Raw genomic sequence first — 13670 nt, forward strand, 5'->3', positions numbered from 1 at the left:
ATAGCATAAAGTTATAAATACATAAATAAATAAAAAATAGGAGTGTCACTATGAAATTTTATGCTATTAATGGAAGTCCAAGAAAAAATAGAAATACTGCTACATTGCTTCAAAAAGCTTTAGATGGAGTAAAAGAATCAGCAAATGGTAAAAATATTGAAACTAAAATCATTAATTTATATGATTTAAACTATACTGGATGTAAAAGCTGTTTTGCCTGCAAAAGACTTGGCGGTGTAAGTTATGGAAAATGTGCAGTAAAAGACGATATTCAAGAAGTTTTAGAAAAGGTATCTCAAGCTGACGGGCTTATTTTTGGTTCTCCAATATACTTTGGTAATATAACAGGTCAATTACAATCATTTATAGAAAGACTAATCTTTCCTTATTTAGTGTACGATGAAAATTATTCTTTAATTACACCAAAGAAGATGCCAACAGCATTCATTTATACAATGAATGCTACTGAAGAATTCATGGATAAAAGTGGATACCTGTCAACTTTTAATAAAATTGAATCTGGCCTTGAACGTATGTTTACTAAGCCATTAGTTATGTATTCAAATAATACTTACCAATTTGATGATTACTCAAAATATAAATCCAATGCCTTTTCTGAAGAAGCAAAAGCAGAACATAGAAAAATACAATTTCCTTTAGATTGTCTAAAAGCATTTGAATTAGGTGCAAATTTAATAAAGTAATATATTAACTAAAGTGAAAAACTCCTTTGAAATATTCTGACTAAATTTAATATTTCAAAGGAGTTTTATATTTAGATAAAGTAAGCATTCGTATTATCTAACAGAGCTATAATTTTAAATCAATTCCGCTGGTTTTTGCTTTCATAATTGCCTCCACAATAGAAATGATCTGTGCACCGGCTTCTACCGGCGGCATTCCATTCTTATGGATATTGGATACCACCGTTCTCTGGGATTCCGGCTTCTTCGTGCTTGATTCATATGCCATATATGCACTTAAACTTTCTCCGGTTGCAAGACCCGGCCGTTCCCCTATGAGAATAATGGTGATTTTTGCTTTTAACGTTTCACTGATCCGGTCCATGGTTGCAACCCTCGCAAATTTGACAAAGATGGGATCACCTACCGTATATCCCTTTTCTTTCAGTCCATCCATAAGCATTGGATAGATATCAGGAAGATTACTGGTGATTGCAGGGGAGCTAAGTCCATCACCGGCAATGATCTGCACATCGATATCGTGTCTGCATTTTTCACTGATTATTTTTAGTGTTTCATCGAAAAAACGTCTTCCAAGGTCCGGTCTTGTTATGTACTCATCTTTATTTTTGCATAAACTCTGAACCTTTAAAAATCCCAGCTGATCCACCACTTTTTCATCCACTTCTGACCAGACGGCATCCATGGCAACTGCATGGTCAGCACGGAAGCGGAGATAGGTTTCTGTTTTCAACCTGGTTCCTGCCTTGCCCACACAGATTCTTGCAGCTGTTGTCTTTTTTAAATTGACACAGGACTGGAGGTCAACTGGCTGGTCAATCGTTACCCTGTCTGTTAAATCAAGAGAAGAGATATCCCTTACTAGGTCCTGACTCATTTACTTTACCTCCTGTGTGAAAATAGATGGATCCCCGGCCCGCTCTGTCAAATGTCCGTCTTCCATGATACCAAGTTCTTCCATACGCTTTTCAAATTCCCGCATGGGGCGTTTTCCGCTTGTTTCCCGAAATGCTGCGGCATCATGATAGCTTGAAGACTGATACATCAGCATAATGTCATCCCCGGCCGGTATTCCCATTACATAATTGACACCTGCACTGGCAAGGAGGACACCTAAGTTTTCCAAATCATTCTGGCTGGCCTTCATATGATTGGTATAACAGACATCGCAGCCCATAGGGATACCGGTCAGCTTTCCCATAAAATGATCTTCCAGTCCTGCACGGATTACCTGTGCTCCGTCATATAAATATTCCGGTCCGATAAAACCAACTACGGTATTGACGCAGTAAGGGTGGTAACGTTTTGCAAATCCGTAGCATCGTGCCTCCATTACCAGCTGATCCGCATCATGATGGCCTTCTGAGGAAAGTTCAGCCCCCTGACCTGTTTCAAAATACATGAAGTTGGGACCTTTTGAGCTTCTTTTTTCTTTCATCAGTTCATACGCCTCATCCATTAAGGCGGCACTGATTCCGAAAGCGGTATTGGATATCTGTGATCCGGCAATAGATTGGAACATTAAATCCATGGGACTGCCTTTTTTTAAAGCTTCCATCTGCGTGGTAACATGGGAAAGAACGCAGTTTTGAGTGGGAATCTGCCACTTATCCATAAAATCACGGAATGCACGGAGGATTTTATCCGTTTGTTCCACCGTATCTATGGCCGGATTTAAGCCAATTAATGCATCACCATTTGCATAGGAGATTCCTTCAAATACAGATGCCATAACCCCTTCAAAGCTGTCGGTGGGATGATTGGGCTGCAGTCTGGAGGCAAGAGTTCCCGGAAGACCGATTGTTGTATTGCAGGTAGCAGGAACAATCAGCTTCTTTGAAGCCACAATGATATCAAGATTGCTCATTAATTTAGTTACCCCTGCAATCACCTCAGCTGTGAGACCATCCCGGATCTCTTCAATGGCAGCGGCAGGAGAGGCCAGTATAAATTCCCGAAATTCTCCAATAGTTATGGATTTGATTTTTTTATAGGCTTCCTCATCCAAACCGTCCTGAATCACTCTTGTGACTTCATCTGTTTCATAATCAGCAACCGGATGGTTGCGTAAATCGGAAACGGTTAAATCGGCAAGCACCACTTTGGCTGCAATACGCTCTGCCGCATCTAAAGCTGCGATTCCAGCCAGTGTATCACCGGATTTCTCTTCATTTGCCTTTGCCAGGACTTCCTTTACTGACCGGAATTCGTAGGTTTTTCCGAATAATCTTGTCTTTAACTTCACCGTTTAGGCCTCCTATGATTCCATTTCATTTTCTATGGATACAAACCCATTTGCAAAAACTTTGTCTTTTACAAGGTAATAAAGAATAGCGGCTGCATAAACAATGGCGGCCAGGAACAAAAGAGAAGCCTGCGAAACTACGATGGCAACTACTACAATTGCACAGGTAACTGCTGCAATGACTGGAATAAGGGCGGACTTTAACCGGTAAGGACGTGCCAGATCCGGCTCTCTTTTCCTTAGAACAAACCAGGAGGCAATGGATAAAACTGCCATTACAGACGAGCCGATGCAGGAGAATACAACCAGACTGCCTACATTTCCTGTAATTACAAAAAAGAGACCAATCAGGCTGGTGCTTATAAGGGCAAAGACCGGAGTACCATTTTTATCAAGGTTTGAAAGTGCTTTGGGTAGATACCCGCTTCTGGACATAGCGTATGCCTGCCTGGAATAACCGATCATAATACCATGAAGACTGGCTGCCAGACCAAATAATCCAAAAAATCCAACCAATTTTACCAGGAATGAATTCTCACCATAGACTTTTGATAAAATTGCCGGAAGTGGGTTATCTGTGGCTGCAATAGCAGACAGATCAGAAGCAGAGTTTCCGGCTGTAACGATAAGAACGGCAACTGCCATTACAACCAGTGCACCGATTCCTGAAATAAATGCTTTTGGTATATCTTTTTGCGGATTTTTACATTCTTCCGCCCCCATTGCCCCTGACTCTACTGCCAGATAAAACCAGACTACAAATGGAATGGCAGCAAAAATGCCATGAATGCCGTTCATGGATGCTCCGGAAGAGAACAGACCATTTACATCCACAGTAGGTATTCCAACGATAAAGTAAACAGCCACTCCAAGAATAGCCACTGCCGTAACAATCACACTGACGATTGCCGCAGATTCAATTCCACGGATATTAATAAACACGAAGATGCAGAAAGCTGTAATAGCGGCGATATTTGCCGGGATAACAGGAAACAGTCCATGAACATATGCGCCGATGGATAGTGCAATTCCTGGCGTTGCAAAGATATACTCAAGGAGTATTGAGAAACCGGCGATAAAACCGGCAAACTTACCGAATGATTTTTCTGCATATGCAGTAGGACCGGCTGCAGACGGAATGGCTGTTGCCAGCTCAGAGTAACAAAATACAAAGGAAACGTAGAAAAGAGTGACAATGAAGGTGGCAATTAACGCACCTGTGAAATTAGTCATCTCAAACAAGTAATTCCAGCCAAAATACATACCGGAAACAACTGCTCCAACGATAATCGCCCATAGTTTAACCGGTGTAAGGGCTTTGTTCAAATTTTTTTCTTCCATAATGGAATCCTCCTGATATTTCATGGTTTTATTTTTCTAAATCCTGATCTGGTATTTCATCAGGATTGATAAACTAATGTTTTAATAACAACAGGTACCGCGCTTCCAACAGGTGATCCGATATCAATGTAATCACCGGCTTCAAACTGTATCTGATCCAGACAGATAACGGGTTTTCTGCATGGCGTATGAATCCGGATCATCTGACTGAGCGCTTTAGCAAAGTCTTCTTTTAAGAGTACAATCACAGGGCTTTTTAATCCCTCATAAAGGCTGGCGATCTGATCTGCAAGAAGTTTAAGATCCTGGTATCCGGGACTTCTTTCTCCCCTTATACTCACTGCAAGAAAATCGTCCTCGTAAAGCTCCATAAGAGGTCTGGTACTTCTAAATATATCTCCCCACTGGTCCGCCTCTGCCGGGCATTTTACTATGGGAATATTTCGCATAGGTAAAATGGAGGGTTCAACTCCCACAGTACTTCCACTGACGGACAGAGAGTGACTTCCTGCTCCAATTACTGTTGCCCTTATTTTTTCATCAGGAGTAATAAGTCTGCTCTTATATGGGGAAAGAGCCTCAGTAATTTTAATTCCAAGCAAAGGGCCGATGTCTCCGTATTGGAACCATTGTTCCTGATCCTGGCTTTCGTTTAACGATCCCACATATTCGCCAACTCCGCCGGATATGGATATGAAATCAAGATTCTCAGGAATGATAAAATCTGTGATGTACAAGGGAAGCGTATCCTCATTCATTTTACGCAGCCCAAGTGCCTGAAGGCAGCTGTCTGCCAGATAACCGCAGAAACGTTCAAGAACCTTGATATCAGCAGTATCTCCCTGCCTGATGGGCAGTTCATGATTTTCAAGAATATGGAGAATCCGGTCTGAAATATAGGTTACGGTGCCAGTTTCATCCAGCTTAATCAGCCTTCCGCCAATGTCCATTGCAAATGAATCTGTACAGATTCCGCAGTCAAATACAGCCGCATTTAAGGTCCCCCCGCCAATATCCAGGTTAATGATTTTTCGGCTCCTTCTTTTTGATTCTCCGCTGATTCCAGCACCTTTCCCGGCTAAAACCGATTCCAGCTTGGGACCTGCGGCAGCAACAACAAAATCGCCCAGGTATTCTGATAACCAGATATTCACCTGACTGGCATTTTCCTTTCTTGCTGTTTCCCCCGTTATAATGACTGCACCGGTTTCTATGTTCTCCTTATCAATTCCGCTTTCCCTAAAAGCCTCCTTTAACCGTTCACGTATCTGTTCAAAATCTATGGTATCCCTTGAAATGAGTGGTGTGAAGATAACCGGACTCCGGTAGACAACCTCAGTCTCATCGATTCTGGTTGTGGGAAGAAGGGATGACCCCAGTCTGGTGGAGATCTTAATATTGCTGATAATAATTTCCGTTGTACTGGTTCCGATATCTACTCCAATACTGTACAACCTTATACCTCCTTCTGGCAGCTTCAAAAACGAAAGAACAAATAAAAAAGACGAAGAGGGTTTCCTGGCAGGAAACGTCTTCGTCTTTACAAGCTCGTATGAAGTTTTAATATTAACAATTAATATAAGGACTTTGTTTGCATTTGTCAATAATTAAATGCAAAAGTTTTATACTCCTAAGAAACTTAAGTATAACAGAAAAATTCATTGTGCAATATGTACATGACAAATGTCACAATAACAAGTGCAATAGTAATAATGCATAAATACTGTTGACTTTCCTCTTATGGTTGCTATGATGAAGGCAGGAAAGGGGGAGTTTATTATGCCAGATGAGAAGGGAAATAAAAAAATAATCGTTGCCGGACACATTTCCCTGGATATTACACCTGTCTTTAAAGGCGGTGATGGAAAGAAGATTCTTAGATCCTTTCAGCCTGGTAAACTTTTAGAAGTTGGAAAGGCCAGCGTATCCGGAGGCGGGGCTGCTTTTAACACTGGACTGGGACTGCATGCACTGGGTGCAGAGGTCCTTTTGATGGCAAACACAGGAGATGATGATTTTGGACGGATTCTGAAAGGAAAGATACAGGAAAGAGGGTGCGAAAGCTGTATTACGGTTCTGCCGGGGGAGATTACCTCCTACACAATTGTTCTTGCACCAAAGGGGGTTGACCGGTTATTTCTTCATAATCCCGGCTGTAATGATACGTTTGGCTTTGAGCATGTGGATTTAAAGAAAGCAGCAACAGCGGATCATTTCCATTTCGGCTATCCTACACTGATGAAGCGGTTCTACCAAAATGACGGACTGGAATTAAAAGAACTTTTTTGCAGCATCAAAGAGCTTGGGCTTACTACTTCGCTGGATCTGGCCGCTGTGGACCCCGAATCGGAAGCCGCAGCCTGCCGCTGGGACCGGATATTTAAATCTGTGCTTCCCTATGTGGATTTTTTTGTTCCAAGTATCGAAGAACTGGGATTTTTGTTAAACCGTCCCCTGTATGAGAAATGGCAGGCGATTGCCGCCGGCGAAGATATTACCTCTATTCTCTCTTTAAAAGGAGACGTGGAAACCATTGCTGATCAAGCTTTGCAACTGGGAGCGAAGGCAGTCCTTTTAAAATGCGGGGCAGCCGGAATGTTCTTAAAAACGGCTTCAAACCAGGCGTTCGTAAATGGACCGGATTTCTTAAAGGGGTGGGGAGAAATTTCTTACTTCCAGAACAGCTTTCTCCCTGACCGCATTCTGTCTGCCACCGGAGCGGGAGATACCAGTATCGCTGCTTTTATTAAGGCTATGCTTGAAAGGCGCAGCCCAGTAGAATGTGTAAGACTTGCTGCTGCAACAGGCGCCTCCTGTGTGACTGCCTATGATACAGTAAGCGGCCTGATGTCATTTGAAAAGTTAGAAGAAAAAATGAAAAATGGGTGGGAAGAGCAAAAGCAAATCCTGCCATAAACAAAAGGAGGAATTACATATGTTGATCACAATGAAATCAATTCTCAAACTGGCGGAGGCCAGAAAAATAGCCGTAGGTGCTTTTAATATCACCTCCCTGGAGGGAATCCAGGCAGTACTGGGTGCTGCAGAAGAAGCCGGTCAGCCCGTCATTTTACAGTTTGCACCAGTTCATGAAACAATTATTCCCCTGACGGTAATTGGTCCCATCATAGTTATGATGGCGGAAAATGCAGCTGTTCCAGTAGCTGTCCACTTAGATCACTGTGATGATTTCAAGGTATTAAAGCAGGCTTTAGACCTGGGATTTACCTCGGTTATGTACGATGGTTCCGCCCTTCCTTTTGAGGAAAATATGGCAGGAACTAAAATTGCGGTGGAGCTTGCCGGCGCATATGGTGCTTCCGTTGAAGGAGAGATCGGAGCTATGGGAAGAGAGGAATTTTTAAGCGTGGGAGAAGAAGGAGAAGGAAGTGAAGCGGCCGAAAGCTGCTACACAGACCCTGATCAGGCGGAAATGTTTGCTGCAGCTACAGGAATTGATGCATTAGCCTGCTCCTTTGGTACTGTACATGGCCTTTATCTGAAAAAGCCAGATCTTGACCTGGATAGAATCAGCCGGATTCGGAAAAAAGTGGAGCTTCCCATTGTCATGCACGGAGGGTCCGGAATCAGTGATGAAGATTTCCGTCAGTGCATTAATCGGGGTGTCCGTAAGATCAATTACTATACTTATCTGGCAAAGGCAGGCGGCATGTATGTGAAAGAAAAAGCCACAAAAACAGATGATATCGTATTTTATCATGATGTGACAATGTGGGGTGTGGAAGCAATGAAAAGAGACGTTCTTCATACGATTAAGGTATTCTCTGGTATAGAACAGAAAGAGGGTTGAAAACTATGAAACGTTCTGAAATCAACAATGCTTTAAAGGATATGGAGCAGATGGTTAAAACATGCGGATTTTTCCTTCCTCCATTTTGCAGCTTTACTCCAGAGGAATGGGGGAAAAAAGGGCATGATTACGATGAAGTCCGTAACAATATGCTTGGCTGGGATATCACAGATTTCGGACTTGGAGATTTTGACCGGACCGGATTTTCTCTTATTACTCTCCGCAATACGAAAATCTATGCAGAAAAGCTGCTGTTCTTAATAGAAGGGCAGTCAGCTGCCATGCATTTTCACTGGAAGAAGATGGAGGATATTATAAACAGAGGGGGAGGAAACGTCCTGATTCGTGTTTATGAATCCACTGCTGATGGAAGTCTCTCTGATTCGGAGGTGACGGTAAACAGCGATGGAAGAAGTTATAAAGTTCCTGCCGGAACAGTTGTAACGCTGCACCCAGGAGAAAGTATTACTATCTATCCTTATCTCTACCATGATTTTCATGTGGAACCCCATACCGGGCCGGTACTGCTTGGTGAAGTTTCTATGCGCAACAACGATGAGGAGGACAACCGCTTTTACCAGCCAATCGGCCGTTTCCCTGAGATCGAAGAAGACGTGCCCCCTTACCGCCTCCTTTGCAATGAATACCCGGAGGCAGAGTAATTGTGCATTGTGATGAAAATTCAGGCAGGGACAATCCTGATTGGACAAATACTATAAATTAAATATGACAAATGTAATGAGAAACTGATTACATTGTGCACATGTTTTAAAAAATACATAGTGGTATGATATTTATGCAGCATATAACACAATTATATAATGTATAAGGAGGACTTACCATGAAAAAAAGCACAAAAAAGCTTGCCGCAATTCTGATGTGTGCAGCGCTTGCCGGAATGTCTATGGCAGGCTGCAGCAATGGGGAACCAGAAACAAAGGCGCCAGAGACAACAAAAGCTGCTGAGGAAACAAAGGCAGAAACAAAAGCGGATGCGAAAGCAGAAACAACGGCTGCAGTAAAATCCGAATCTACTGTAAATATGGCAGATGCAGACGTAAAAAAGAAAGATCCAAACAAGCACTATAAATTCGGATATACCTGTATGGACGGAACCAACCCGTTCTTTGTAACAATTGAAAAAACCATGCGGGAAATGGTTGAAGCCCAGGGAGACGAACTGATTTCTGTGGATCCAGCTAATGATGTAACACTCCAGATTACCCAGGTAGAGGATTTAATCTCACAGAAAATTGATGCCATGTTTATGAATCCGGCAGAAGCAGAAGGAATTCTTCCGGCACTGGACCAGTTAAAAGAAGCAAAGATTCCTACCGTAGGATTTGATACGGAAGTGGCGGATATGTCATTTCTGATCTCTTATACCGGCTCTGATAACTACAATGCAGGTTTCGTATGCGGAGAAGATTTAGTAAAGAAATATCCGGATGGCGGAGATATCATCGTTCTTGATTCCCCGACCATGAATTCTGTAACCGACAGAACCAACGGATTTTTGGATGCGATTAAAGACCACAAATTTAATATCGTTGCTCAGCAGGATGCAAAAGGAAATTTAGAGGTCTCTATGGGAATTGCAGAAGATTTACTTCAGGCGCACGGTGATGTAGTTGCCATATTTGGTGGAAATGATCCCACAGCCCTTGGAGCACTGGCAGCTGCCAATGCAGCAGGAATCAAAGACTGTAAAATCTACGGTGTAGACGGCTCTCCTGATATTAAGGCAGAAATGGCCTCCGGGGAATCCCTCATTGAAGGAAGCGGTGCCCAGTCACCTGTTAAAATTGCACGTTCTGCAGTCAACATTATGTATTCTTACTTAAATGGGGAAGAAGTGGCTGACCGGTATCCGGTAGAAACATTCCTGATTACATCTGATAACGTGAAGGATTATGGCACAGACGGCTGGCAGTAAATACAGATAAAGGAACCATGCCTCCTGGTGCAGATGAGTTTGCATGCCCCGGGAGGCGGTACCTTTTTTCCCCAACTGGACCTATATGGATAACGCAGTGTAAGAACAGGCAGGTGAATATATGAGTGAGAAAATTCTGCTCCAAATGAAAAACATCCATAAATCCTTCCCCGGTGTCAACGCACTGCAGGGGGTAGATTTTGAGTTGTTCCCTGGAGAAGTGCATGCGCTTCTTGGAGAAAACGGGGCTGGAAAATCCACATTAATTAAGGTGTTAGGCGGAATTTATATTGCAGAAGAAGGAGACATTTTCATTGAAGGAAAAAAAGTGGCCATTGACGGAGTAAATGCTTCTCATGACAATGGAATTTCCATCATACATCAGGAACTGGTGCTGGTCCCCCATATGACTGTGGCAGAAAATATTTTCCTGGGGCGGGAACCTTTAAAAGGCGGATTTATTGACCATGAGACAATGGAACGGGAAGCAGAAAAGCTCTTAGATGATTATCATATGAGCATCTCTCCGGCAGCTTTTGTCAAGGACTTAACCATTGCGCAGCAGCAGATGGTAGAGATCGTCAAAGCCATTTCCTACCGTTCAAAGATTCTTGTCATGGATGAACCAACCTCCTCCATATCAGATAAAGAGGTGGAGTTCCTTTTTGATACTATGCGTATGCTGGTCAAAAAGGGAGTAGGAATTATCTATATCTCCCATAAGATGGATGAACTGGAGCAGATCTGCGACAGAGTGACCGTTCTTAGAGATGGAACCTATGTAGGAACAAACGTTGTAAAGAACACATCAAGAGACCAGCTGATCTCCATGATGGTAGGACGGGAGCTGACAAAATATTATACAAGAGATTATAAGGAGCCGGGTGAAGTTGTATTAAAATGTGAAAATATAACAGACGGAAAGATGGTAAAGGGTGCCAGTTTTGAACTGCGTCAGGGGGAAATCATCGGCTTTGCAGGTTTAGTGGGAGCAGGCAGAAGTGAAACCATGAAATGTATTTTCGGTCTGACACCATATCTGTCCGGAGAAATATATGTAAATGAAAAACCAGCAAAAATCAGATCCCCCTTAGATGCCATGAAATACAAAATTGCCCTGGTGCCGGAAGACCGGAAGCAGGAAGGACTTTATCCGGTACAAAGCGTCCGTTTTAACTCTACTATAGAAGTACTTAAATCCTTTATCAATGGCATTTTAGTAGATCAGAAAAAAGAAGAAGAAATAGCCGGAAAATATATTGAAATGATGGATACAAAGACTCCATCCCAGGACCAGCTGATCGGTAACTTATCCGGTGGAAACCAGCAAAAAGTCATGATCGGAAGATGGCTCGCCACATCTCCAGACATCCTGATTCTTGATGAACCTACCAGAGGCGTGGATGTAGGAGCAAAATCAGAAATTTATGCAGCCATGAATGAGCTGGTGAAGGAAGGGATGTCAATTATCATGATTTCTTCCGAACTTCCGGAAATTCTTAATATGAGCGACCGGGTATATGTTATGTGTGACGGAAAAACCGCCGGCTGTTTCCACCATAGCGAAAACATTACCCAGGAACAGATTATGAAGCTGGCAGCCAAGTAGGAAAGAGGGAGCGATCAGATGACAACCAGAATTCAAAAAAGTATAAAACAATATTTCATAGATAACATCGGAATTATCGGTGCACTGCTGATTTTGTGTGTTTTCCTGTCTGTATTTCCAAAGACCAGCGGTGTATTTCTGACAAATAAAAATATATTTAATGTACTGAGGCAGATTTCTTCAAACTTATTCCTTGCATGCGGAATGACCATGGTAATTATTTTAGGAGGAATTGACCTTTCCGTAGGTTCCATTATAGCCCTTTCCGGCTGTGTTGCTGCTGGCTGTGTTGCGCGTTATAATCTTCCCATACCTGCTGCAATTGTAATCGGCGTTTTGGTTGGTATGGCAGTTGGAATGGCAAACGGTGTGGTAATCTCCAAAACAACCATTCCACCATTTATAGTCACACTTGCTACCATGAATGTAGCGAAAGGACTGGCATACGTTTATACCGGTGGTTCTCCAGTTAGAGTTGTCACTAAGAAATGGCAGTTTCTCGGTGCCGGCTACATTGGAGGAGTTCCCACCCCTGTCATTATCCTGGTGTTTGTGTTAATCATCACCGCAATTATTATGAATAAGACAAAGCTGGGACGCCACATCTATGCAGTGGGAGGGAATTCACAGGCTGCCAGGTTTTCCGGAATCAGCACAGCAAGAGTGAAATTACTGGTACATACCTATTCCGGAATTATGGCTGGTCTTGCAGGCGTTGTCCTCGCTTCCCGTATGTATTCCGGTCAGCCTACTGCAGGAGACGGGGCTGAAATGGATGCCATTGCAGCAGTTGTGGTTGGCGGAACCTCCATGGCAGGCGGTTCCGGTAAAATCGGAGGCACCATTATCGGAGGGCTGATTATCGGTGTATTAAACAACGGTCTGAATCTTTTGAATGTCAACTCATTCTGGCAGTATGTGGTAAAAGGCATTGTAATTCTTCTGGCAGTTTTTGTAGACTACTTAAGAAACAAGAAAAAGGGTTAAAAATCTCCACAGGCAGGGAGCGTTTCCTTAACAGCGAAACGCTTTTTGTGGTATACTAAATAAAAAATGCGGGGGTGTTAAAAACATGAAGAGAAAGGCGGAGGTATTTCTCTTAATTGCACTGATTGCAGCTTTGCTGGCAGGCTGCGGCAAGAGGAAGGACGAAGCCCCTCCTCACGAAGCACTTATATTCGGAGCCACTTATATGACACGCAATAATCCCTATTTTAATGTTCTGGGACAGGGGATCGAAGAAGTAGTGGAGGCCAATGGAGATATTCTTTTAACCAGAGATCCTTTACAGGACCAGGAGAAACAGAATGAACAGATTCAGGAACTCATCGACGAAGGAATCCGTATGCTATTCTTAAATCCGGTGGACTGGGAAGCGGTCCGCCCAGCATTAATTGCATGTAAAAAGGCAGGTGTGGCAGTCATTAACGTGGATACCGTGGTAAAAGACCGGGATCTGGTCATATCCGTGATTGAGACTGACAACTATCAGGCAGGCCAGCTTTGCGCCCTGGATATGATGATGCGTAAGAAATCGGCGGATATTGTAATACTGGATAACCCCATTCAGATGTCCATCACCTACCGGGCACAGGGATTTACCGATGCCATTGCAGGAAATCCAAATTATCGCGTAGTATACCGGCATGCTGCAGCAGGGGAGATTGAGGTATCTTCCAAAGTAATGGAGGAGTTCTTAAATCAGAATAAAGACTTTGATGTGGTTCTTGGGGGTAATGATCCAACTGCTCTTGGTGCGCTTGCAGCACTTCAGCAGGCGAGAAGGGAGGAAGGAGTTCTTATCTACGGCGTAGACGGATCTCCTGACTTCAAGGCGATTCTGGATATGGGATATGTGACCGGAACCAGTGCCCAAAGTCCTAAATCCATTGGCAGAGTTGCTGCAGAAACCGCTTACCGGTATTTAAGCGGAGAACCGGTGGACCCATATATCAGTCTGTCCAGTACCCTGATCACAAAGGACAATCTGGCGGACTATGAAATTGACGGATGGCAGTAGGGTG

Annotated in this window: 12 protein-coding genes; 8 read left to right on the top strand and 4 right to left on the bottom strand. The window is 43.1% G+C overall.

Annotated features, from left to right (window positions below; all coding sequences use genetic code 11):
• The first annotated feature begins 50 nt into the window (after nt 1–50).
• On the top strand, nt 51–704 hold the full coding sequence (locus tag RZO55_RS18125) for a flavodoxin family protein (RefSeq protein WP_318065667.1): 654 nt from the start codon (nt 51–53) through the stop codon (nt 702–704).
• 106 nt (nt 705–810) lie between these two features.
• On the opposite strand, the gene eutC is transcribed toward RZO55_RS18125, so the two are convergent.
• Genes eutC through RZO55_RS18145 form a run of 4 tightly spaced genes read right to left on the bottom strand, consistent with a single transcriptional unit; the run spans nt 811 to nt 5744 of the window.
• Entirely contained in the window at nt 811–1581 is a 771-nt protein-coding gene (eutC, locus tag RZO55_RS18130; protein ID WP_318065668.1) for an ethanolamine ammonia-lyase subunit EutC, read from the bottom strand.
• Nucleotides 1582–2949, bottom strand: coding sequence for an ethanolamine ammonia-lyase subunit EutB (locus RZO55_RS18135; protein WP_318065669.1), 1368 nt, complete (start codon nt 2947–2949; stop codon nt 1582–1584).
• Nucleotides 2950–2961: 12 nt separating this feature from the next.
• The gene (eat, locus tag RZO55_RS18140) at nt 2962–4290 is read right to left on the bottom strand and encodes an ethanolamine permease (protein WP_318065670.1); all 1329 of its coding nucleotides are present in this window, start codon (nt 4288–4290) and stop codon (nt 2962–2964) included.
• A 59-nt stretch (nt 4291–4349) separates the two neighbouring features.
• Nucleotides 4350–5744 carry an ethanolamine ammonia-lyase reactivating factor EutA gene (locus RZO55_RS18145; protein ID WP_318065671.1) on the bottom strand — a complete coding sequence of 465 codons (1395 nt, stop codon included), beginning with the start codon at nt 5742–5744 and terminating at the stop codon, nt 4350–4352.
• 325 nt (nt 5745–6069) lie between these two features.
• Between RZO55_RS18145 and RZO55_RS18150 the strand changes: the two genes are divergently transcribed.
• From RZO55_RS18150 to RZO55_RS18180, 7 genes are all read left to right on the top strand, one after another.
• Nucleotides 6070–7206 carry a carbohydrate kinase family protein gene (locus RZO55_RS18150; RefSeq protein WP_318065672.1) on the top strand — a complete coding sequence of 379 codons (1137 nt, stop codon included), beginning with the start codon at nt 6070–6072 and terminating at the stop codon, nt 7204–7206.
• Between the two features lie 19 nt (nt 7207–7225).
• Entirely contained in the window at nt 7226–8101 is an 876-nt protein-coding gene (locus RZO55_RS18155; protein WP_318065673.1) for a class II fructose-bisphosphate aldolase, read from the top strand.
• 5 nt (nt 8102–8106) lie between these two features.
• Nucleotides 8107–8763 carry a D-lyxose/D-mannose family sugar isomerase gene (locus tag RZO55_RS18160; protein WP_318065674.1) on the top strand — a complete coding sequence of 219 codons (657 nt, stop codon included), beginning with the start codon at nt 8107–8109 and terminating at the stop codon, nt 8761–8763.
• Between the two features lie 179 nt (nt 8764–8942).
• Nucleotides 8943–10037 (top strand): sugar ABC transporter substrate-binding protein, encoded by a 1095-nt coding sequence (locus RZO55_RS18165; RefSeq protein ID WP_318065675.1) that lies wholly within the window; start codon nt 8943–8945, stop codon nt 10035–10037.
• A 121-nt stretch (nt 10038–10158) separates the two neighbouring features.
• Nucleotides 10159–11646, top strand: coding sequence for a sugar ABC transporter ATP-binding protein (locus RZO55_RS18170; RefSeq protein WP_318065676.1), 1488 nt, complete (start codon nt 10159–10161; stop codon nt 11644–11646).
• An 18-nt stretch (nt 11647–11664) separates the two neighbouring features.
• The gene (locus tag RZO55_RS18175) at nt 11665–12633 is read left to right on the top strand and encodes an ABC transporter permease (RefSeq protein WP_318065677.1); all 969 of its coding nucleotides are present in this window, start codon (nt 11665–11667) and stop codon (nt 12631–12633) included.
• Between the two features lie 85 nt (nt 12634–12718).
• On the top strand, nt 12719–13666 hold the full coding sequence (locus RZO55_RS18180; RefSeq protein ID WP_318065678.1) for a sugar ABC transporter substrate-binding protein: 948 nt from the start codon (nt 12719–12721) through the stop codon (nt 13664–13666).
• Nucleotides 13667–13670: the final 4 nt, after the last annotated feature.

This window comes from Clostridium boliviensis (assembly GCF_033342255.1).
Classification (GTDB): Bacteria; Bacillota; Clostridia; order Lachnospirales; family Lachnospiraceae; genus Lacrimispora; species Lacrimispora boliviensis.

Bases quoted from the DNA above. Each gene is read 5' to 3' on its own strand.
- RZO55_RS18125 (WP_318065667.1), top strand. From the start codon at position 51: ATGAAATTTTATGCTATTAATGGAAGTCCAAGAAAAAATAGAAATACT.
- eutC (WP_318065668.1), bottom strand. From the start codon at position 1,581: ATGAGTCAGGACCTAGTAAGGGATATCTCTTCTCTTGATTTAACAGAC.
- eat (WP_318065670.1), bottom strand. From the start codon at position 4,290: ATGGAAGAAAAAAATTTGAACAAAGCCCTTACACCGGTTAAACTATGG.
- RZO55_RS18150 (WP_318065672.1), top strand. From the start codon at position 6,070: ATGCCAGATGAGAAGGGAAATAAAAAAATAATCGTTGCCGGACACATT.
- RZO55_RS18155 (WP_318065673.1), top strand. From the start codon at position 7,226: ATGTTGATCACAATGAAATCAATTCTCAAACTGGCGGAGGCCAGAAAA.
- RZO55_RS18160 (WP_318065674.1), top strand. From the start codon at position 8,107: ATGAAACGTTCTGAAATCAACAATGCTTTAAAGGATATGGAGCAGATG.
- RZO55_RS18165 (WP_318065675.1), top strand. From the start codon at position 8,943: ATGAAAAAAAGCACAAAAAAGCTTGCCGCAATTCTGATGTGTGCAGCG.
- RZO55_RS18170 (WP_318065676.1), top strand. From the start codon at position 10,159: ATGAGTGAGAAAATTCTGCTCCAAATGAAAAACATCCATAAATCCTTC.
- RZO55_RS18175 (WP_318065677.1), top strand. From the start codon at position 11,665: ATGACAACCAGAATTCAAAAAAGTATAAAACAATATTTCATAGATAAC.
- RZO55_RS18180 (WP_318065678.1), top strand. From the start codon at position 12,719: ATGAAGAGAAAGGCGGAGGTATTTCTCTTAATTGCACTGATTGCAGCT.